Raw genomic sequence first — 21,129 nt, 5'->3', positions numbered from 1 at the left:
AACGTGGAACAAGATTAGTCTTTTTTTGACTAAAAAGAGTGTCCAAGATAATTTTCCTTCCTATGTTACATAAGCTTGAAAAGCAAGCAAGATAGAGGAGGATTGAGCTAAGCATGTCCGATGATCGAAAAAGGGTCAATATTAAAGCTTTCCTGGAAGGCAGATCTTTTAGAGCAGGCTCTCCGTTTATTCCAATAACCACAAGCGAACTGGAGCAGTTTGAATCCATACTGCGTTCTTTGGCTGTGGCTATTCCTGCTGCAATTAGTCAGCCGATTTCAGCCAATATACTGTCATTACAGAATGGATTACGCCAGTTACTTACTTTTGTAAATCAATCCGGATTTCGTGCCGGAGTAAAGGCAGAATTACAAGCCGTATTGGAATTAACGATTGCAGGTTCAGAGGTTGTCCCTGTTCCTCTTATTAATCTCGCAGGTAACTTTCAAAACTTACTGGATGACTTGTTAAGTGTGACGCTGCTTCTGGAAGCACCACCTGCAGAAAAAGATAAACTTGTAGGATTAATTCGATCGATCTCCATATCGCTAAGCCGTGCGACGACAACTCTTGGAACTGGAGGGATTACCGGACCAGCCGGCCCCCAGGGAGTGCCAGGAGTCCCGGGGGTACCAGGTGTCCCGGGAGTCCCTGGGGTGAAAGGGGCTACTGGCACACCGGGAGGAATTGGACCAGTAGGACCGGTCGGCCCAGTTGGTCCACAGGGAGCACAGGGTCCGGCAGGAGCACCTGGTGTGGGTTTGAACAATATTACTGCATATGATCCTGCACTGGGACCAACTTATGCTCAAGGTCAAGTAGTAAGCTACGAGGGTAGTCTTTATGTTGCCAATGTGAACGGTCCCTTGGGTACACCCGGAAGTTCTCCAGACTACACTCTTTTGCTGTCGGGTGGAACGAATGGAGCAACGGGAGCAACCGGAGCTGGTTTGACAGGAGCCGTGGCATTTAATCCAGCGCTCGCCCCGGGTTATCCAGCAGGTCAAGTCATTACGTATAACGGTAGTACTTACATTACGAGTGTAGATGGTCCTCTAGGAACACCAGGATCTTCATCGGATTACACATTAATCGCTGCTGCGGGGGCGACTGGTGCAACTGGAGCCACAGGTGCAGGATTAAGCGGCATCGTGCCATTCGATCCCGCATTAGCACCAACATATGCAGCTGGACAAATCGTCACGTTTGGTGGCAGTACTTATATTACAAATGTCGCTTCGCCAACGGGTACGCCAGGAAGTTCTCCAGACTATACATTGCTTGCAGGTGCAGGGCCTACAGGAGCCACAGGTGTAACGGGAGCAACCGGGGCGGGATTGACAGGCCTTGTGCCATTTGATCCAGCCGTAGCCCCAACGTATCCAGCGGGTCAGGTTGTAACGTTTAACGGCAGTACGTATATTGCGAATATAGCATCGCCAACCGGAACGCCGGATACATCGCCAGATTACACATTGCTTGCTGGCGCTGGAGCAACGGGTGTAACAGGTGCAACTGGAGTTGGAGTAACAGGAAGTACCGGAGTCGCAGGAGCATCAGGAGTGACGGGAGCGACAGGCGTAGGTTTAAGTGGTATCTTGCCATTCGATCCAGCCGCAGCCCCAACGTATCCAGCGGGTCAGGTTGTAACGTTTAACGACAGTACGTATATTGCGAATGTAGCAGCACCAACCGGAACGCCGGGCACATCGCCAGATTACACGTTGCTTGCTGGCGCTGGAGCAACAGGTGTGACGGGTGCAACTGGCGTTGGAGTGACAGGAAGTACCGGAGCATCCGGCGTAACAGGAGCGACAGGTGTAGGTTTGAGTGGCATTGTACCATTCGATCCAGCCGTAGCCCCAACGTATCCAGCGGGTCAGGTTGTAACGTTTAACGACAGTACGTATATTGCGAATGTGGCATCACCAACGGGAACACCGGGTACCTCACCAGATTACACGTTGCTTGCTGGCGCTGGAGCAACAGGTGTGACGGGTGCAACTGGTGTTGGAGTAACAGGAAGTACCGGAGCATCCGGCGTAACAGGAGCGACAGGTATAGGTTTAAGTGGTATCTTGCCATTCAATTCAGCCGTAGCCCCGACGTATCCAGCGGGTCAGGTTGTAACGTTCAACGGCAGTACCTATATTGCGAATGTAGCATCGCCAACCGGAACACCGGGGACTTCACCGGATTACACATTGCTTGCGGGCGTGGGAGCAACAGGTGTTACAGGAGCAACCGGCTTTGGAGTAACGGGAAGTACCGGAGTCACGGGAGCATCGGGCGTAACAGGAGCGACAGGCGTAGGTTTAAATGGCATTGTACCATTCGATCCAGCCGTAGCCCCAACGTATCCAGCGGGCCAGGTTGTAACGTTCAACGGCAGTACGTATATTGCGAATGTGGCATCGCCAACCGGAACGCCGGGCACATCGCCGGAGTACACGTTGCTTGCGGGCGCAGGAGCGACAGGTGTGACGGGTGCAACTGGCGTTGGAGTGACAGGAAGTACCGGAGCATCCGGCGTAACAGGAGCAACAGGTGTAGGTTTAAGTGGCATTGTACCATTCGATCCAGTCGTAGCCCCAACGTATCCAGCGGGTCAGGTTGTAACGTTCAACGGCAGTACGTATATTGCTAATGTAGCATCACCAACCGGAACGCCGGGCACATCGCCGGATTACACGTTGATCGCTGGAGCGGGAGCAACGGGTGTGACGGGGGCAACTGGCGTTGGAGTGACAGGAAGTACTGGTGAAACAGGAGTATCCGGCGTAACAGGAGCGACTGGTGTTGCGGGGGTGACTGGGGCGACGGGAATTACAGGAGCCACAGGAGTAAGTGTAACAGGAGTAACTGGTGTCACTGGCGAAACAGGAGCGACAGGGATAACCGGAGCAACGGGAGTTGGCGTAACCGGCAGTACCGGATTAACAGGTGCAACGGGTGAAACGGGAGCGACGGGTCTTGCAGGGTTAACCGGAGCCACTGGTGAAACAGGAGCAACAGGTATAACGGGGGCAACGGGAGTCGGAGTAACAGGAAGTACCGGGGTAACGGGTGTGACTGGTGAAACGGGAGCGACAGGTATAACCGGAGCAACGGGAGTCGGCGTAACGGGAAGTACCGGAGTTACTGGTGTCACTGGTGAAACAGGAGTAACAGGTATAACTGGGGTCACAGGAGTCGGCATAACGGGAAGTACCGGGTCAACGGGTGCCACTGGTGAAACAGGAGCAACAGGTATAACCGGAGCCACGGGAGTCGGCGTAACAGGAAGTACCGGATTTACTGGTGTCACTGGTGGAACGGGAGCGACAGGCATAACTGGAGCAACGGGAGTCGGAGTAACAGGAAGTACCGGATTTACTGGTGTCACTGGTGAAACGGGAGCGACAGGCATAACTGGAGCAACGGGAGTCGGAGTAACAGGAAGTACCGGATTTACTGGTGTCACTGGTGAAACGGGAGCGACAGGCATAACTGGAGCCACAGGAGTCGGCGTAACAGGAAGTACCGGAGTTACTGGTGTGACTGGTGAAACGGGAGCGACAGGTATAACCGGAGCCACGGGAGTCGGCGTAACAGGAAGTACCGGATTTACTGGTGCGACTGGGGAAACAGGAGCGACAGGTATAACTGGAGCCACAGGAGTCGGCGTAACAGGAAGTACCGGAGTTACTGGTGCGACTGGGGAAACAGGAGCGACAGGTATAACCGGAGCCACAGGAGTCGGCGTAACAGGAAGTACCGGAGTTACTGGTGCGACTGGGGAAACAGGAGCGACAGGTATAACCGGAGCCACAGGAGTCGGCGTAACGGGAAGCACGGGGGCAACTGGTGCGACTGGGGAAACAGGAGCGACAGGTATAACCGGAGCCACAGGAGTCGGCGTAACGGGAAGCACGGGGGCAACTGGTGCGACTGGGGAAACAGGAGCGACAGGTATAACCGGAGCCACGGGAGTCGGCGTAACGGGAAGCACGGGGGCAACGGGTGTGACTGGGGGAACAGGAGCGACAGGTATAACCGGAGCCACGGGAGTCGGCGTAACAGGAAGTACCGGAGCAACTGGTGCCACTGGTGAAACAGGAGCAACAGGTATAACCGGAGCCACAGGAGTTGGCGTAACGGGAAGTACCGGAGTTACTGGTGTGACTGGTGAAACAGGAGCGACAGGCATAACCGGGGCCACGGGAGTCGGCGTAACAGGAAGTACCGGAGCAACTAGTGCGACTGGGGGAACAGGAGCGACAGGTATAACCGGAGCCACAGGAGTCGGCGTAACGGGAAGCACGGGGGCAACTGGTGCGACTGGGGAAACAGGAGCGACAGGTATTACCGGGGCCACCGGAGTTGGCGTAACGGGAAGTACGGGGGCAACAGGGACAACTGGAGTTACAGGAGCAACGGGAACATCTGTAACATCTAACTCGGCTTTTGCTGAGAACACTAATGGTACGATTGTTGTAATATTGGGTGGTACACTCGTTCCATTACCGAATAACCAAAATATTGGCACAGGTATAACCGTCAATGGGACAAATGACACCTTCACGCTTGCCAATGCAGGTCGTTACTATATCTCATACAAAATAAATCTGACAGCTGCACTTGCTATCCAATCTCGGGTTTTACTTAACGGTACAGCTATTCCAGCGAGTGTAGTATCTCCAGTGCTTTCTCTCAGTCAGCTGCAGTCTGACTTTATGGTTACCGTTACCGCTGGTTCAACAATACAGTTACAATTATTCGGGCTTGTTGGCACAGCTATTCTTTCTCCTCCGGGATCTACACTAAACATTATTCAGTTAAGTTAATAGTTCGATAACGTATTAAGACTATTTCCCTAATGGGCAAATGAAATGGAACTCTTATGGGATTAGTGCATCAGATTGTCGAGAAACCCAGATCATTTTTAGATCTTGGGTTTCTCTTTCTTTCCAGATAGTGGGTCAATCCAATATTAGGTGCTTGGGGCGACCGAAAGAGTAAGTTCCGCACGGCCAGAAGTATCACTCACCATCATTAGAATTACTTTAAAATTGAAATGAATACGTAATTTACTTCGCGACAAAAAAAGACGGAACCAAGAGGGTCCTGTCTTTTCTTATACATTTACAATACGTATGATTATTCCAGCACGATTTCAACAGCAGTATTAATCTCAGGCAGCGCAGCAAGCTGCACAAGCACATCTTTTGGAACAGCTTTATCTACGGTCAGAATCATGATCGCTGCACCACCAATAATTTTACGTCCAACCTGCATGGATGCGATGTTGACATCGTTTTGTCCAAGCAGTGTGCCTACACGACCGATAATACCTGGTTTATCGTTATGTGAGATCAAGATTTGATGACTTTCTGGAGCGATATCTACCGGGAATTTATCCAGACGAACGATACGCTCTCCATAACCTGCAAGGAGTGTACCCGCTACACGGCGTTCCTCAGCATCCTGAGTTGTAACCAATGTTACGGTAATCAGGTTAGTAAATCCTTTAGTTGTTGAGGTTTGGCTTACAACCACATTCAGATCACGGATTTTGGCCAGATGCATGGAGTTAACGATGTTGGCTTCCCCACCCAAATGTCTGGCGAGAATCCCTTTCACAATGTAACGTGTGAGAGGAGAAGTATCTACTTCAGAAAGTTCACCAGCATAGTCGATACGAATCTCCTGCACTGCATTTTGTGTAATCTGTGCTGCAAAACTACCCAACGTTTCACCCAGTTTGAAATACGGCTGCAATTTGTTCATCACGGTTGGTGCAACAGCAGGCATGTTAACTGCGTTCTTGAACGGTTCGTTGCGCAGAATATGAAGAACTTGTTCCGATACATCGATAGCCACGTTCTCTTGTGCTTCTACTGTGGACGCACCAAGGTGAGGCGTAACGATAATGCTTGGGTGATTCAGGAACGGGTGATCAGCGGCTGGCGGCTCGCTTTCGAATACGTCAAATGCTGCACCAGCAACAATACCCTGATCAATGGCTTCGACAAGTGCCATCTCGTCAACTACACCACCACGAGCACAGTTAATGATACGCATGCCTTTTTTCATCACTTCGAATTGTGGACGTGAAATCATATGCCGTGTTTCCGGTGTTAATGGCGTGTGAACGGTCATGAAGTCCGCATTGCGAATGATATCATCTACACTAGCCAGCTTCACTTGCAGCTTCTCGGCACGCTCCTCCGTGAGGAACGGGTCGTAAGCAAGAATGTCCATTCCAAATGCTTTGGCGCGCTTGGCAACTTCACTACCGATCCGTCCCATGCCCAGTACACCGAGCGTTTTGTTTCTTAATTCGACACCCAGGAAGGTTTTGCGATCCCACGTACCCTGAATTGTCTTGGCGTATGCCTGAGGAATGTGTCGTGCCAATGCCATCATCATGGCAAACGTGTGCTCACAGGTTGTGATGGTATTGCCATCAGGTGCATTAATAACGATGATACCGCGCTGTGTAGCAGCTTCCAGATCAATGTTATCTACACCAACACCTGCACGTCCGATCACCTTGAGGTTGGTACCAGCCGTCATAATACGATCTGTAACACGAGTCTGGCTGCGAACCAAGAGGGCATCATATTCACCAATAATGGCAACAAGTTCATCTTCACTAAGACCGGTTTTCTTCTCAACAACAACATCATTTGCATCCACCAGTTGCTGGATCCCCAGATCACTGATTGGGTCCGACACTAACACTTTGTACATGGTTTCTTCCTCCTTAGGTATGTGTATCTATATCGTCAAGGAACTGACCTCAGCGAAGAGGTATTCCTTAAAACCAGGTTGATTCTTCCGCCCAACAACGCGGTGTCGCAACAGAGGGGGAAGGTGAAGCAAATAGAGTGATCCCACAGATATCCTTTAAAATAAATCAAAAAACTCTCAATCCACATACTGCTTGCGCAATAAGGGACGAGAGTTGTCGTGGTACCACCCTAATTCACCGCCGTTTCGCAACGACAGTCTTAGCGGTCAATGAAGACCGAAGAGGATAACGGGTCTAAACCGATTGCACCTACTCCAATTTCAATGCAATAACTCAGGAGCGCTCAAGACCATTTGCCTGCCACCGATTCACACCTACCATCGGCTCTCTGTAAGACGAAGCAACGTCTTTTTTCCATCATCGTGTTTAACGTGACTAATTTTTTCATAATGTATCATGGCTGACATGAGCATGTCAATAGGCTTAAATGTTTTAAAATGTTTTGCAGATGTCTTTAGATTCACACATAAACAGAGTCACCATAAGTAATACAATAGTTAATATACCTACCACAAGAAGATGGAAAGTAAGCTGTTTGGTGAACTAAATTTTACTGCTTTAATGAAGTAATGGCAATGACATCTAACCAGGACTTGGGGCAGGTCTTGAACCTAATTGGTTTTTTGGCTATCATTTAGTATACTATCCGATTGGACAACGTAATTGTTATCCATCAAATTTAACTCAAGAGGACAGACGCATCCGATGAAAAAATTCAAGTTTCCCAAGTTCAAGATTCAGAAGGCTGAGCCACAGCAGCTTACCGAGCGTTTGCTTTTAATCAATCTATACTTTACACAAGGTCTGACACTGATTATCGGAGTTGTGTGGATCTTATTGCAGAAACGAAACTTGTTAGATGTACTCGCATGGCCTGACAATTACCAATTTATATGGTGGGGTCTTGGTCTTGCAGGAATAATGCTTGTTATGGACTTGGTACTGTCGTATGTTATACCTCAGGAAAGCATGGATGACGGTGGAATTAACGAGATGCTGTTCCGTGGGCGTCCGATCTGGCACATTGTATGTATAGCAGCCATTGTTGCTGTGTGTGAGGAATTATTATTCCGTGGAGCCATCCAACATGCCATCGGTCCTTACTGGACAAGTATTTTATTTGCAGTTATCCATATTCGTTATTTGCGCCACTGGATTCCAACAGGCTGGGTGTTTGTCTCAAGTTATGGATTGGGTTGGATTTACTTGCAGTCCGGCACATTATGGGCGCCTATATTATGTCACTTTATTATTGATTTGGTGTCCGGATTAGCGATACGTTTTCGGAGGGGATCATGAATCAGCCATTAAGTAGAATGAAGACATATGGCAGTCAGCGCCATCGTCAATCGGATAAAAAAGAGAAATCCGAGCGTCAGTTGGCTTCTCAAGTAAGCATCGTTGCTGAAACGGCAGCAGCTGCTGAGGTTGGCGGAATCACACCAATTACTTCCGTTTCTTTACCTAGATCACAGCGCAAGCCTTATACAGAAAAACTGGAAAGTCCAGTACTTCCTCAAAGGGCACCATCACGCTCCAAAAAAACGCCAAATTCAACGGAAGAATCGATCCCCGAAGCGGGTTCGCTTCCTACACGGACAGAATTACATCCTTCACGTCGGTTAAAATTGAGCAAGAGGTTTGTTAATTCACTCATTTTTATTTTTGTCATGTTAACGATTAGTCTGGTTTGGTGGGGGGTTGAAGGGGCACCCGCTCTGAATACGTTCCTTCCCTTGCCGTGGTAATGTTTTTACTCGCAGGTTTAATCATTTTGATGGGAGTTTTACTGCTTTTTCATATGTGGCGAGAAGCCCATATTCATCAAATGATTGAAGAAGAGGTTGAAGTGCCTCATCTGCCAACATCCTTTGACGGGGCTATGATTTTGTATGTATCCGATACTCACAAGCGCAAGCTGAAGCAGAAGGATTTGGAAAACGTAAAAAACAAGGTGGACTGGGTTCTCATCGGCGGGGATGTTGCGGAAAAAGGAATCTCATGGTCTATAGTTAGACATAACATGAAAATTTTATCGAACATTGCTCCTTCATTTACGGTGTATGGCAACCATGACAAGAGGGCTGGTACCGCTCAACTTGCGCGAGTCCTTCGGGAATCGGACGTTAAGCTCCTTCAGGATGATGTGGAATATCTACAAAGGGGCAACGACAGATTGAGCCTGATCGGCATAGACTATCGTTCCAAACAGGGCGATGTATTACTACAGCAGATCGGTAACCGTTTATGCAAAATTGCTATCGTTCATGATCCTTTGCAGGCCCTTCGTTTGGAAGAAAATGCAGATCTTATTTTAAGCGGTCATACACATGGGGGACAATTGGTAATCCCATTTTTCGGACCTGTGTTCCTGAGCAAAGCGTATCATCCCGTATCGAACGGGTGGTACTCCCTGAAGCGCAGTCCGGAGGACGTTAACCAAGAAGGCAAAATGCTTGTTAGCAGAGGATACGGTACAAATCATCTTCCACTCCGACTAGGTTGTCCTGCGGAGATGCATATCATCACGTTAAGAGTGCCCGCAGAAACAGCACTCACAGAGAAACAGCCCTGATCCACTGGATCAAGGCTGTTTTATTTTAATGCGCAAAATTACAATTTAACGAGCTTCCAATTCAATTGCACGCGGATCAACAAAGGAATAGCCTTTTTTTTCTAGCTTGGTCAGCAACTCATCCAATGCTTCAACCGTCCATGGCAACTCATGCATCAAAATATTGCTTCCGGGATTTAACTGGTCCAGTACATTTTGGATGACTTTTTCAGGTTTGTCTTTGGTGCTTTTATCCCAATCGAGCGAACCATTAGACCAAGTCATATATAACATACCATTTTTCTTCACAGCAGCCTTCAGTGCATCATTTCCCGACCCAAAAGGTGGACGGAAGAATTGCGGTTCCTCACCAATGGTATCCTTCACTATTTTTTGGACATCTGTAACCTGTTTTGCCGCCTCAGCGTTGGACATTTTTTTGAGATCCTCATGATCCCAGGCATGATTGCCTACAATCTGACCCCGTTCATGTATGAGTTTGAGCAATTCCGGATGGCTTTTCACCCGATATCCATTGACGAAAAATATCGCTTTAGCGTTATGTTTATCTAAAGTGTCGATCAGTGAAGTAATCATTTTTTCTTCTTTGGGTCCATCATCAAAAGTTAACAAGACCACTTTGTTTGGGCTCGCTTCAACGTTTGGTTTAATATAATAATTTTCATTCATATGATACGTCTTTTCCACTTTCTTTTCTGTTGAAACCTTCTCCGAAGATTCAGGTTCTTCTTCTGTCGCAGTTGAATCTTCCGTTGAAGGCTCGGGCACACCAGTTCCAGGTTCTCCTGTTTTAGTTGGGTTAGAGTTACCTTGCTCTTCTTGAACCGTGGTAGTTGATTCGCCCGCTGGTGTGGGATTATCAGATGTTTTTTCTTCCGCTGTCCCACAAGCTGACAGCAGCAAACTTGCAGCAATGATCAATGCGGCGGTATGTCTAAACATGATTTCAACTCGCTTTCCTGTATTTATACGGAATGAGATTGCTCACTACCGCAAACACTAAATATGATTTTAACACTTGAAGGAGGTTGGTGTAATGAAGACGTCATCCTTTTTTTGGGGCATTGTCATTGGTGTTGCAGCCAGTTCATGGCTGTCCAAAGGCAAATTGCCCATGATGTCATCGGGTTCATCACGAAATATGATGGATCAGGCAAAACATAAGATGATGGAGATGACTTTCCCGGGTATGGACGGGTTCACAAGCAAGCAAAATCAACATGGTGAATCCCACAAAAATCCGGCAGCAAAGACTGCAAGAGCAATCACACCGCAGGAAAAAGAAGCGAATATGAGCATGCTCAAAGATTTTATTCGCACCAATCCGGATGTGAAGCATGAAGTTGAGCAAATTTTAAGTCAAACAAACACAACAGTACCGGGTTTATAAACCAAAACCTCCAATTAGAATCATCCACAGTCTGGATTGGCTGTGGAATGATTCTTTTTTTGTCGATTTTACTTCGTGCATTTAGAGGTATAAAATGATAACATAACTACATAGATTTATTTTCAGCACATATTGTTTTGTGCTTCATAATCTGTTATAAGACTTGCTTATAAAGGGGAGATCCTGTATGAAAATAGAACGACTAAGTCACGATAAGATACGGATTTTCCTGACCTTTGACGATCTGAGCGAGCGCGGAATACAAAAAGAAGATATGTGGCAGGAAATACCTAAGGTTCATGAACTGTTCACTGAAATGATGGATCAGGCCTATTCCGAACTTGGATTTGATGCCACAGGTCCACTCGCTGTCGAAGTATTCGCACTTCCCGCTCAAGGGATGGTTGTCATTGTCACACGTGGAAAATATGATCCGCAACAATATGGTTCAGGTCATGAAGATGATCTTCCTGAAGAAGTATATGAAATGGAAGTTACACTCGAGCAAAGCGATTCCATCGTTTATGCATTCAAGGACTTTGAAGTGCTCATTGAAGCTGCACATATGTTGCGTCAGCATGTTACGGATGCTGGGAGACTTTATTCTTATAAAGACAAGTGGTTCTTGCATTTGGAGCCAGATGAGGTAGATTCCACCAAACATGCGGCATTGATTGCCTTGCTTGCTGAATTTGGCGAAGGCTCCTCAGTTACTCCGGCAGTTATGGAAGAGTATGGTAAGGTTGTTATTCCTGCACAAGCGATTGATGTTATCTGCACCCACTTCAAACGCCAGGATTAATCTCTAGTTGTAATCGCGTCTTTAGTCAGAGGAGGGAATTTCGGTGCTTTTGTTTTCGGTCTTAGCGGCAGCAGTTGCTCCGGGTCTCGCCTTGTTAACATACTTTTACCTGAAAGACCGTTATGATTATGAGCCACTTCATATGGTATTGCGGGTTTTCCTCATGGGGATACTGATGGTACTGCCTGTGATGATTATTCAGCGTGGCATGATGATGTGGCTCGGGGATAATCCTTATCTTGAGGCCATTATGATCTCAGGTGGTGTGGAGGAATTTGTTAAATGGTTCGTACTTTATCATATCATCTATAATCACACCGAATTTGATGAGCCGTATGACGGCATCTTATATGCAGTCGCTGTTTCACTTGGATTTGCCACTGTTGAGAATGTGTTGTATGCCTTTGCGGGGAATGCATCCGTCTCAGCCATGTTCCTTCGGGCACTGCTCCCTGTTTCAGGGCACGCTATGTTTGCGGTAATCATGGGTTATTATATGGGTAAAGCCAAGTTTATCGGTGGTAAGAAAAAGCGGTGGTATCTGGTTCTTTCTCTGGTGTTACCTTTTTTCTGGCATGCATTGTACGACGTCATCATGAACACCATGGTGAATCATTGGTTGTGGTTTATAGCGCCGCTAATGGCGGGCCTGTGGTATGGGGCAATGGGTAAAATCACACGAGCTAATAACCGTTCTCCTTTTCGTTTTGTGAAGCGGGAGGAAGAGGTTAAATTATAAAAATACGGACACACTGGTGGACATAAAGCGCATATTGCGCCTATGGCTCCGGTGTGTTTTTATTTTTACAGATAAACTCCCGGGGAATGACCAACAGAAACGGAGATCGTTGTGATGAGAATTAAAATTAAAATCAGATGCAAACAATGCGGTGAGCGATTTACATTACGAGGCAAGAAAGAACGGGGCCGAATTGAGACGGGATTCAAGCAGTGCCTCTGTGATAACAGAGACCAGTTCGAAATTGAAGAAGAGGGCATGGCAACTGGGATTCAGCTGAATTAAAAGGAGGACCCAAACGGTACTTTAGCAGCCTGCTTGTGTAAGGACTGGAAATCGCATGCATAAGAGATCTTTCTTCGATCCACAATAGAGGTAGTGGTTTAGAAGAAAGGAGACTCTACCGATGTATAAACGATTAAGTTCAGTTATGTTTCCGATATTTGCGGTTCTGCTGGTCGGTGCGCTCGTGTGGGGCTATCAGGAGAATCAGGAGAAGAATGCAATTCTGATCAAGGCAGAGAATCAATATCAGCGTGCCTTTCACGATTTATCTTTTCATATGGACAAATTGCATTCGGAGATTGGCAACACCTTGGCGGTTCACTCTACATCACAGGGGATGCATCGCAAAGGTTTGATGAATGTATGGCGACTCACCAGTGAAGCGCAGAATGAGATCAACCAACTGCCACTCACCATGCTGCCATTTAACGAGACAGAGGAGTTTCTCTCGCGTATTTCCAACTTTGCCTATCGGGCGTCGATGCGTGACTTGACGAACGAACCACTAAGTGAGAAGGAAATGGGCAACCTGAAAAAGCTGTATCAGAATTCATCCGAGATTACCAAGAATCTGCAGGATGTGCAGCAAAAAGTGCTGACGGACCGATTGCGCTGGATGGATGCAGAGACTGCCATGGCAACACAAGAGCAAACCATGGACAACACGATTGTTGATGGTTTTCGTACAGTGAACAAAAAGGTACAGGAATACCCGGAGCTTGATTGGGGTCCTTCCGTATCCAATATCTATGCAAAACGATCAGTCAAGAAACTGGGCGGCTTACCGGTGACCAAAGAACAGATTCAGAGCAAGGCTGCAAAATTCTCTGATGCGGATCGTAGCAAAATCCAAGTGCAGGAGAACGGTAAAGGAACAGACTGGGAGTCCTACACTGCCACGATTGATCATGCCAACAATGGCAAACTGATGATGGATTTCACTCGTAATGGCGGAATGCTGATCTCTTACAGTGATACGCGTCCAATCGGAACCAAAAAAGTGTCTCGTCAGAATGCCATGGCTAAAGCAGATCAATTTCTAATGAACAAAGGTTACAAAGATATGAAAGCTGTAAATTACGATGAATTTGGTAATTTGGGTAACCTTACTTATGTGCGTAAGCAAGGGGACACTTTGATTTATCCTGAGAAAATGTCAGTTCGTGTAGGACTGGATACAGGCGAAGTAACCGGCTTCCAGGCGAGTGACTTTGTGTACGAACATAATGACAAGCGCAAAATTCCGAAAGCAACTCTTACGGAGCAACAGGCGCGGAAAAAGCTTAATTCGGAGTTCGAAGAAAATTATGTTCGCAAATCCCTGATTGAGAATGATTACAGCAAAGAAGTGTTGTGTTATGAATTCGGAGGGAAAATTAACGGTTCTCGTTACCGGATATACATTAATGCGAATACAGGAATGGAAGAAGCGGTTGAAGAGATCAAACCGGTCAATGCAACCTCATAAAAAGATGGATAATCTGAATTTTAAGCTGTGCGAATAACTGCGGCAGACCACAATGTGGTCTGTTTTTTCTTGTTCAATGTGAGAAAGGTCATGGTATAATAGTCCTTGTACATACGAAGATAAATACATAAAGTGGCGGTGAACAGCTTGTTTCCGAAAATAAATGAAATTTTATACATCCAGATTGCTTCTGCAGATGAAAAAGAGGAACACAAAGAATACAAATCACGCATTGCAGATATGGATGACAGCAGTTTTCTGATTGAGGTCCCGATGCAACAAGGAAGCAGCCGTCTGAAAAGGCTCTTTTTCGGAGAGGAATTGTCCATTTCATATATTACGGAGGATGGGGTCCGGCATTATTTTAATACCTATGTCACGGGATTTGAGGAAGATGTGGTCCGTCTTGTCCGTATCCGCAAACCGCTTCCGAGCGATATATCCAAAATACAACGGCGCAGCTTTCTTCGTGTTCATGCAAACCTCGAATTGGCCATCCAGAGTGAAGATCTGACCCGTGCCGTCGGATTGACTGAAGATATTGGTGGCGGTGGATTGTCCATCTACGGCGAAACGGGGTTTTCAATAGCTGAAGGTCAAAAACTGAAATGCTGGTTGCTGGTTCCCTACCGGAATTCAACCATTGAACATGTGAATTTTGAAGCTGAAGTTGTGCGGATCAAAACCCTGGAAACCGGTAGACAGCTATGCATGCTGAAATTTGTGCAGATTTCAGATTCGGAGCGCCAGAAAATTATCAAGTTTTGTTTCGAACGACAATTGGACTACCGTACGAAATAGGAATGTTGTGGCATAAGAAGAAGGGACTGCGGGTACCGTAATGAAAAAACGGAGGCATTGCCATGAATCATCGTCAGGCAACCCGCAGATATGAACGACTTTATTATGTTTTCTCCAGGCGAATGGAACGAAAGGTTACGATTCTGATTACAGTCCTTCTAATCCTGCTTGTGGTATATCAATTGCTGCTGTTGGTACCAGGCTTCAAAAAGAATTTGACCACCATTGACCGCCTGGAAGGAACGCCAATTGAAGTGCAAACGATGAATGATTACGAACATCGTTGATTTGTCTGTTTTTGCATCCATGTGTAGAGTGTGGTATAATTTTCACGATGCAGGCAATGCCTGTTTTTTTATTGAGGTTTATCGTTTGAGGAGGAATGCCCCGTTGGCAAGCCAGAACACATCAGAGAACGGGAAAATGAACGTTGCAATTGACGGACCTGCCGGTGCCGGGAAAAGCACGGTGGCCCGATTGGTTGCAGAGGCGCTCGCGTATGTATACGTCGATACAGGCGCAATGTACCGTGCGGTAACCTTGCACATGCTTCGGAAAGATATTGCGCCGGAAGAAGTGGCACAGGTACTTCAGGAAGCCCAAAAGCTGGTCATTGATTTACAACCGGATCCCGACGGACAGAAAGTGTTCTGTAATGGGGAAGAAGTAACCTCGGAAATCCGCTCCCGTGAAGTGACGGGAATCGTGTCCCGATATGCGCAAATCGAGGGGCTGCGTACGCAATTAGTGGATACTCAGCGGCAAATGGCTTTGCGCAAGGGCGTCGTCATGGATGGACGCGATATCGGAACGACAGTACTGCCCGATGCGGAAGTGAAAATCTTCATGACTGCCAGTGTCGAAGAGCGTGCACTTCGCCGCTTCAAAGAACTGGACCCCTCTGAAGGACTGACGTTGCAACAGCTGGAGCGAGATATTGCCACCCGTGACAGATTGGATGAGAATCGGGAAATTTCCCCATTGCGTTGTGCTGAGGATGCTATCGTCCTTGATACAACGGAGATGAACATTCATGAAGTGGTTGACAAAATCGTATCTTATTGCACAATGGTCAGAGGAGAGATCGGTCTATGATTTACACATTTTGCAGCACATTACTGCGGATCATTTATACCATTCTTTTCCGATTGGAGGCCGTTGGACGGGAGAATATTCCGAAAGAAGGCGGCGTACTTTTATGTTCCAATCATATTAGTAACCTCGATCCTCCAACCGTTGGTATCAAAATTCGCCGTCAGGTGCGTTTCATGGCCAAAAGCGAATTGTTTGAAATTCCGGTACTCGGCCGAATTATTAAAGCCGTGGGCGCTTTCCCCGTTAAACGTGGAGGTGTCAGCAAGGAATCCATCAAAACCTCACTCAATATTTTGCGTGATGGTCAAGTGCTTGGAATCTTCCCCTCGGGAAGCCGTCACAATGATGGAGGTATCGGCAAAAAAGGGGCAGCGAGTTTTGCTCTCCGCAGTGGCGCTACAGTTATTCCTACTGCTATTATCGGTAACTACAAAGTTTTTCGTAAGATGAAAGTTGTATATGGAGCACCAGTAAGTTTGGACGAGTTCAAGGAAGACCCATCTGGAGAAGCTCTGGAGAAGGCGACTGAAAAGATTATGTCCAAGATTAACGAAATGGTGCAAACGGGCGTGCCAAGCAAGTAATGGCTTCGTCGGTAGCTGAGTGCATGTTTCCATATTTTTGAGGGAGACTAAAGTTTGAGCACTCAGTGATGAAAGTGTTTTGAACTCTGCTACAGGCAGGTTTGAATATAATGGGGTTTTTGAATTGAGGAGGGTATTTGACATGTCGGAAGAAATGAAAAATCAAGAAGCAACCCAAGATGAGTTGGATCAATTCGTTTCCTTGAAAAAAGGAGATACCGTAAAAGGAACCATCGTCAAATTGGAAGATAACCAAGCCTATGTGAGCATTGGATATAAATATGACGGTGTCATTCCAATTCGTGAACTGTCTTCATTACATGTTGACAGCGCGTCTGACGCAGTAGAAGTTGGACAAGAAGTTGAAGCTAAAGTTCTTAGCATCGACGACGAGAAAGAAAAACTCGTTCTGTCCAAACGTGCAATCGACAGCGAAAACGCATGGGATCAATTGCAAAAGCATTTTGAAGACCAAGACGTATTCGAAGTTGTTGTAGGTGATGTTGTTAAAGGCGGTCTGGTAGCAGACGTGGGCGTACGTGGATTTATCCCGGCTTCCATGGTTGAACGCCATTTCGTTGAAGACTTCAGCGACTACAAAGGACGCACACTGCGTGTTAAAGTGAAAGAGATCGACCGTGAGAACAACAAAGTGATCCTTTCCCAAAAAGACGTACTGGAGCAAGAATTCGAAGCAAACAAAGCTACAGTAATGGCTGGTTTGCAAGAAGGTCAAGTGATCGAAGGTACAGTACAACGTTTGACTCAATTCGGTGCATTCGTTGATGTGGGCGGAGTTGACGGTTTGGTTCACGTATCCGAGCTGGCTTGGACACACGTTGAAAAACCATCCGACGTACTGTCTGAAGGTGATAAAGTTAGTGTGAAAGTGCTGAAAGTTGACCCTGAAAAAGGCAAAATCAGCCTGAGCATGAAAGCTGTTCAACCAGGTCCTTGGGAAACAGCAAGCGAAAAATTCAATTCCAGCGATATCGTAACAGGTGTTGTAAAACGTCTGGTAGACTTCGGTGCATTTGTTGAAATCGCTCCTGGTGTTGAGGGACTTGTGCATATCTCGCAAATCTCCCACAAACACATCGGCACTCCTCATGAAGTGCTGAAAGAAGGACAGGAAGTTCAAGTTAAAATCTTGGACATGAACCCTTCTGAGCAACGTGTAAGCTTGAGCATCAAAGAAACAGAAGAAGCTCCAGCTCAACCACAAAAATCAGAAAGACCTTCAAGAAACAACGCTCCGCGTGAAGAAATCAACAATCCAAACGTTTCCTTGAACAATCAAGGTATGAGCACTACGCTTGGCGAACTGTTTGGAGACAAACTCAGCAAATTCAAATAAGTTAACAATGCATGGTTCTAAGTTATATACTGCATATTTTGCTGAATAACAAAAGCAAGATCGGCGAGCCCCAGGCGGGTTCGCCGATTGTTTTTATTGCGAGTAATTTGGCATGAAACGTTAGCCAAGACATTTCTTTTTTGCTATGATGAGTATCGTAAGTATGGACAGGAGGAGTGGAATGTATGGCAAGACCCGTTGTGGCAATTGTCGGACGACCGAACGTGGGTAAATCCACCATTTTCAATCGGATCATCGGCGACAGACTGGCCATTGTGGAAGACAAGCCGGGCATTACCCGTGACCGCATATATGGAATCGGTGAATGGAACGGTAAACCATTTAGTATCATTGATACAGGTGGTATCGAAATTGATGGTGAAGATGTAATTTTAAAATCGATTCGGATGCAAGCAGAGCTCGCTATTGAAGAAGCGGATGTTATTGTATTCATGTGTGATGCAAAAGCAGGTATTACGCAATCGGATGAAGAGGTAGCAGAGATGCTCTACCGCTCAGGCAAGCCTATTGTTGTAGCCGTTAACAAAGTGGATAATATCGGACGAAGTGAGCTCATTTATGAGTTTTATGGATTTGGTTTCGGTGATCCCATCGGCGTATCCGGAAGTCACGGTACAGGTGTAGGTGATTTGCTTGATGCAATTGTGGAGAAGTTGCCAGAACTTGAGGAAGAGACTTACGATGAAGATGTCATTCGTGTAGCTCTGATCGGACGTCCTAATGTGGGTAAATCTTCACTGGTTAACGCTATTCTGGGTGAAGAGCGTGTCATTGTAAGTGACGTGGCTGGAACGACTCGGGATGCAATTGATACACCTTTTGAAAAAGACGGCCAACGTTACGTGCTGATTGATACAGCAGGTATGCGTAAGCGTGGTAAAGTATATGAAACAACTGAGAAATACAGTGTAATGCGGGCTATGCGTGCGATTGAGCGTGCAGATGTTGTTCTGATTGTCATTAATGGTGAAGAAGGCATTATTGAACAGGACAAGCATATTGCAGGATATGCATTCGAAGCTGGTAAAGCATCATTGTTTGTTGTGAACAAATGGGACGTAGTAGAGAAGCATGACAAAACGATGAAAGAGTTTGAGAGAAAAATTCGGGATCACTTCCTGTTTATGACTTATGCTCCGGTCGTATTCTTGTCAGCCCTCACAAAACAACGCTTACAAAAACTGTTGCCGGTTGTGCAACGTGTAGCAGAGCAACACTCGTTACGTGTGCAGACACATCTGCTTAACGATGTGGTGTCTGATGCGGTTGCGATTAATCCTCCGCCAACAGATAAAGGACGGAGAATGAGAATTAACTATGTGACTCAGGTTGCAGTTAAACCGCCGACCATGGTTATTTTCGTGAACGACCCTGAGTTGATGCACTTCTCATATGAGCGCTATCTGGAGAATAAAATCCGTGCAGCGTTTGATTTCGAAGGAACACCAATTCGCATATTTACTCGGAAGAAGTCCGACGAAAGTTAGGGGAGAAGTGTGTGATTTTACAAATCGCAGCGATTGTACTGAGCTATTTGCTCGGTTCGATCAGCTTTAGTGTCCTCCTTGCCAAAGCGATACGGGGGATCGATATTCGTCAGCACGGAAGCGGAAATGCGGGAGCTACCAATACATTGCGTATTTTGGGTAAAGGACCGGCAATTGCTGTTCTGTTACTTGATGTACTTAAGGGTGTTGCAGCTGTATGGATAGGAATCTGGCTGAGCGACGGTTCTGCCTGGATTCCTGCACTCAGTGGTATAGCAGCCATTGCAGGACATAACTGGCCGCTTTACTTCCATTTTCGTGGAGGAAAAGGCATTGCCACAGCCATTGGTGTTCTGGTGAGTCTTGCTTTCCTACCTGCGTTATGTGCTGGGGTGATCGCCATTCTGTCTATTATATTGACACGCTATGTTTCATTGGGGTCTCTGATTTTTGTAGCATTTACACCCATCTTTATTCTGGTATTACCCGGATATTCAATGAATATCTTCTGGGGGAGTCTGATTATTTGTCTGTTTGCGTTCTGGAGACATCGTACCAATATTGCGAAGCTCGCCAAAGGACAGGAAAATAAATTGGGATCGAAAAACCCTGGAGGGGGTAAACGAGTTGTCTAAAAAAGTTGCTGTTCTGGTCGCTGGAAGCTGGGGAACGGCTCTGGCCAGTGTACTCGCTGCCAATCAGTTGGATGTGATGATGTGGACACGTGGTGAAGACCAGGCTAACGAAATCAATAACAAGCACACCAATACACGCTATCTTCCGGATGCGGAGCTTTCACCACGGATTCAAGCAACAACTGATATGGAAGCTGCGGTGGAAGGCGCTATAGCTGTGTTAATTGTTGCGCCTTCATCAGCCATGCGTGCAGTTACGAACCAGCTTAAGGCTTATTACAAGCCTGAGATGTTAGTCATTCATGCAACCAAAGGTTTTGAGACAGAAAGCCTTAAACGGATGTCCACAGTCATTTCAGAAGAGCTTGAATGTGAAGAAGGACGTGTTGTTGTTCTTTCTGGCCCAAGCCATGCGGAAGAAGTGGTGAAGCGTTGTCCAACGACAGTGGTTGTAGCTTCACTGGATAAGTCATCTGCCGAGTCTGCCCAAGCTTTGTTTATGAATGCCTATTTCCGGGTTTACACGAATCGTGACATGATTGGTGTTGAGCTGGCGGGTGCATTCAAAAATATCATTGCTCTTGGTGCAGGCATGTCGGATGGTCTTCAATTTGGTGATAATGCCAAAGCCGCTTTGCTAACACGCGGTTTGGCAGAGATCACACGTATTGGTGTTGAGATGGGAGCAAATCCGCTAACGTTTTCGGGACTTGCTGGAATCGGGGATCTGGTTGTAACGGCTACAAGTCAGCACAGTCGGAACTGGAGAGCAGGTTCCATGTTGGGCCAGGGACAGAAGCTGGATGATGTTCTGAAGTCCATGGGCATGGTTGTAGAAGGCATTCGAACTACACAAGCTGCCTACTTCATCTCCCAAAAATACGGTGTGCAAATGCCAATTGCGGACCAGTTATATCACGTTTTATTCCAGGAGAGACAGCCGCGTGATGCGGTTGAAGCCTTGATGGGACGTGACCCGAAGACTGAAATGGAAGTCATGAAACTTGAAACCTGGGAGCAATGGCATTCCTGATTGTAATCAGCCTAAGGGTACCTTGTGAAATAAGAAGCTTATTCACCTTTTCTGTAGCAGA

General features: G+C 46.7%; 19 protein-coding genes and 1 other annotated feature. Of the genes, 17 read left to right on the top strand and 2 right to left on the bottom strand.

Going from position 1 to position 21,129, the window contains the following annotated elements; translation table 11 throughout:
• Positions 1-113 precede the first annotated feature (113 nt).
• Positions 114-4,826 carry a BclA C-terminal domain-containing protein gene (locus F0220_RS19315; RefSeq protein ID WP_149846721.1) on the top strand — a complete coding sequence of 1,571 codons (4,713 nt, stop codon included), beginning with the start codon at positions 114-116 and terminating at the stop codon, positions 4,824-4,826.
• Between the two features lie 313 nt (positions 4,827-5,139).
• Here the strand turns inward: F0220_RS19315 and serA are convergent, their stop codons facing one another.
• A complete protein-coding gene (serA, locus tag F0220_RS19310; protein ID WP_017687669.1) occupies positions 5,140-6,735 on the bottom strand; it encodes a phosphoglycerate dehydrogenase in 1,596 nt (531 codons plus the stop codon).
• Between the two features lie 200 nt (positions 6,736-6,935).
• Positions 6,936-7,166: a binding site (T-box leader), on the bottom strand.
• A 335-nt stretch (positions 7,167-7,501) separates the two neighbouring features.
• Here serA and F0220_RS19305 point away from each other — a divergent pair.
• The 3 genes from F0220_RS19305 to F0220_RS19295 are packed head-to-tail and all read left to right on the top strand — an operon-like array spanning position 7,502 to position 9,371.
• Positions 7,502-8,095, top strand: coding sequence for a CPBP family intramembrane glutamic endopeptidase (locus tag F0220_RS19305; RefSeq protein ID WP_036607728.1), 594 nt, complete (start codon positions 7,502-7,504; stop codon positions 8,093-8,095).
• The gene (locus tag F0220_RS19300) at positions 8,092-8,544 is read left to right on the top strand and encodes a hypothetical protein (RefSeq protein ID WP_105599430.1); all 453 of its coding nucleotides are present in this window, start codon (positions 8,092-8,094) and stop codon (positions 8,542-8,544) included. The genes F0220_RS19305 and F0220_RS19300 overlap by 4 nt, the downstream gene beginning before the upstream one ends.
• 53 nt (positions 8,545-8,597) lie before the next feature.
• Positions 8,598-9,371 (top strand): metallophosphoesterase, encoded by a 774-nt coding sequence (locus F0220_RS19295; protein ID WP_181155472.1) that lies wholly within the window; start codon positions 8,598-8,600, stop codon positions 9,369-9,371.
• A 45-nt stretch (positions 9,372-9,416) separates the two neighbouring features.
• On the opposite strand, the gene F0220_RS19290 is transcribed toward F0220_RS19295, so the two are convergent.
• Positions 9,417-10,313, bottom strand: coding sequence for a polysaccharide deacetylase family protein (locus F0220_RS19290; RefSeq protein WP_105599427.1), 897 nt, complete (start codon positions 10,311-10,313; stop codon positions 9,417-9,419).
• Positions 10,314-10,407: 94 nt separating this feature from the next.
• Here F0220_RS19290 and F0220_RS19285 point away from each other — a divergent pair, with 94 nt between their 5' ends.
• From F0220_RS19285 to F0220_RS19230, 13 genes are all read left to right on the top strand, one after another.
• Complete coding sequence (locus tag F0220_RS19285; protein WP_047843572.1) at positions 10,408-10,761, top strand: hypothetical protein; 354 nt, start codon at positions 10,408-10,410, stop codon at positions 10,759-10,761.
• 187 nt (positions 10,762-10,948) lie between these two features.
• A complete protein-coding gene (locus F0220_RS19280; protein WP_076209900.1) occupies positions 10,949-11,563 on the top strand; it encodes a genetic competence negative regulator in 615 nt (204 codons plus the stop codon).
• 43 nt (positions 11,564-11,606) lie between these two features.
• Positions 11,607-12,302 carry a glutamic-type intramembrane protease PrsW gene (prsW, locus tag F0220_RS19275; protein ID WP_017687676.1) on the top strand — a complete coding sequence of 232 codons (696 nt, stop codon included), beginning with the start codon at positions 11,607-11,609 and terminating at the stop codon, positions 12,300-12,302.
• A gap of 114 nt (positions 12,303-12,416) precedes the next feature.
• The gene (locus F0220_RS32555; RefSeq protein ID WP_165980215.1) at positions 12,417-12,587 is read left to right on the top strand and encodes a hypothetical protein; all 171 of its coding nucleotides are present in this window, start codon (positions 12,417-12,419) and stop codon (positions 12,585-12,587) included.
• Between the two features lie 121 nt (positions 12,588-12,708).
• Positions 12,709-14,055 (top strand): germination protein YpeB, encoded by a 1,347-nt coding sequence (ypeB, locus tag F0220_RS19270; RefSeq protein WP_091018059.1) that lies wholly within the window; start codon positions 12,709-12,711, stop codon positions 14,053-14,055.
• A gap of 147 nt (positions 14,056-14,202) precedes the next feature.
• Entirely contained in the window at positions 14,203-14,856 is a 654-nt protein-coding gene (locus F0220_RS19265) for a flagellar brake protein (RefSeq protein ID WP_017687679.1), read from the top strand.
• A gap of 62 nt (positions 14,857-14,918) precedes the next feature.
• Positions 14,919-15,143 carry a hypothetical protein gene (locus F0220_RS19260; protein ID WP_105599426.1) on the top strand — a complete coding sequence of 75 codons (225 nt, stop codon included), beginning with the start codon at positions 14,919-14,921 and terminating at the stop codon, positions 15,141-15,143.
• A gap of 103 nt (positions 15,144-15,246) precedes the next feature.
• Positions 15,247-15,951 carry a (d)CMP kinase gene (gene cmk, locus F0220_RS19255; RefSeq protein ID WP_076209905.1) on the top strand — a complete coding sequence of 235 codons (705 nt, stop codon included), beginning with the start codon at positions 15,247-15,249 and terminating at the stop codon, positions 15,949-15,951.
• A complete protein-coding gene (locus F0220_RS19250) occupies positions 15,948-16,535 on the top strand; it encodes a lysophospholipid acyltransferase family protein (RefSeq protein ID WP_105599424.1) in 588 nt (195 codons plus the stop codon). The genes cmk and F0220_RS19250 overlap by 4 nt, the downstream gene beginning before the upstream one ends.
• A gap of 142 nt (positions 16,536-16,677) precedes the next feature.
• Complete coding sequence (gene rpsA, locus F0220_RS19245; RefSeq protein ID WP_036607712.1) at positions 16,678-17,892, top strand: 30S ribosomal protein S1; 1,215 nt, start codon at positions 16,678-16,680, stop codon at positions 17,890-17,892.
• A 185-nt stretch (positions 17,893-18,077) separates the two neighbouring features.
• Positions 18,078-19,400 carry a ribosome biogenesis GTPase Der gene (der, locus tag F0220_RS19240; protein ID WP_076209907.1) on the top strand — a complete coding sequence of 441 codons (1,323 nt, stop codon included), beginning with the start codon at positions 18,078-18,080 and terminating at the stop codon, positions 19,398-19,400.
• Between the two features lie 11 nt (positions 19,401-19,411).
• Positions 19,412-20,035: a glycerol-3-phosphate 1-O-acyltransferase PlsY gene (gene plsY / locus F0220_RS19235; RefSeq protein ID WP_091018054.1), complete on the top strand. Its 624-nt coding sequence runs from the start codon at positions 19,412-19,414 to the stop codon at positions 20,033-20,035.
• On the top strand, positions 20,028-21,068 hold the full coding sequence (locus tag F0220_RS19230) for an NAD(P)H-dependent glycerol-3-phosphate dehydrogenase (RefSeq protein WP_091018053.1): 1,041 nt from the start codon (positions 20,028-20,030) through the stop codon (positions 21,066-21,068). The genes plsY and F0220_RS19230 overlap by 8 nt, the downstream gene beginning before the upstream one ends.
• Positions 21,069-21,129: the final 61 nt, after the last annotated feature.

This window comes from Paenibacillus sp. 37, assembly GCF_008386395.1.
GTDB lineage: Bacteria > Bacillota > Bacilli > Paenibacillales > Paenibacillaceae > Paenibacillus > Paenibacillus amylolyticus_B.
Note: the sequence above shows the minus strand (reverse complement) of the source record. Positions and strands in the feature narration are given on the sequence as shown.

Excerpts from the sequence above, each read along its gene's own strand:
- F0220_RS19285 (WP_047843572.1), top strand. The coding sequence starts at position 10,408 with ATGAAGACGTCATCCTTTTTTTGGGGCATTGTCATTGGTGTTGCAGCC.
- F0220_RS32555 (WP_165980215.1), top strand. The coding sequence starts at position 12,417 with ATGAGAATTAAAATTAAAATCAGATGCAAACAATGCGGTGAGCGATTT.
- F0220_RS19305 (WP_036607728.1), top strand. The coding sequence starts at position 7,502 with ATGAAAAAATTCAAGTTTCCCAAGTTCAAGATTCAGAAGGCTGAGCCA.
- F0220_RS19295 (WP_181155472.1), top strand. The coding sequence starts at position 8,598 with ATGTGGCGAGAAGCCCATATTCATCAAATGATTGAAGAAGAGGTTGAA.
- der (WP_076209907.1), top strand. The coding sequence starts at position 18,078 with ATGGCAAGACCCGTTGTGGCAATTGTCGGACGACCGAACGTGGGTAAA.
- F0220_RS19260 (WP_105599426.1), top strand. The coding sequence starts at position 14,919 with ATGAATCATCGTCAGGCAACCCGCAGATATGAACGACTTTATTATGTT.
- F0220_RS19290 (WP_105599427.1), bottom strand. The coding sequence starts at position 10,313 with ATGTTTAGACATACCGCCGCATTGATCATTGCTGCAAGTTTGCTGCTG.
- F0220_RS19315 (WP_149846721.1), top strand. The coding sequence starts at position 114 with ATGTCCGATGATCGAAAAAGGGTCAATATTAAAGCTTTCCTGGAAGGC.
- serA (WP_017687669.1), bottom strand. The coding sequence starts at position 6,735 with ATGTACAAAGTGTTAGTGTCGGACCCAATCAGTGATCTGGGGATCCAG.
- F0220_RS19300 (WP_105599430.1), top strand. The coding sequence starts at position 8,092 with ATGAATCAGCCATTAAGTAGAATGAAGACATATGGCAGTCAGCGCCAT.
- rpsA (WP_036607712.1), top strand. The coding sequence starts at position 16,678 with ATGTCGGAAGAAATGAAAAATCAAGAAGCAACCCAAGATGAGTTGGAT.
- F0220_RS19280 (WP_076209900.1), top strand. The coding sequence starts at position 10,949 with ATGAAAATAGAACGACTAAGTCACGATAAGATACGGATTTTCCTGACC.
- ypeB (WP_091018059.1), top strand. The coding sequence starts at position 12,709 with ATGTATAAACGATTAAGTTCAGTTATGTTTCCGATATTTGCGGTTCTG.
- F0220_RS19250 (WP_105599424.1), top strand. The coding sequence starts at position 15,948 with ATGATTTACACATTTTGCAGCACATTACTGCGGATCATTTATACCATT.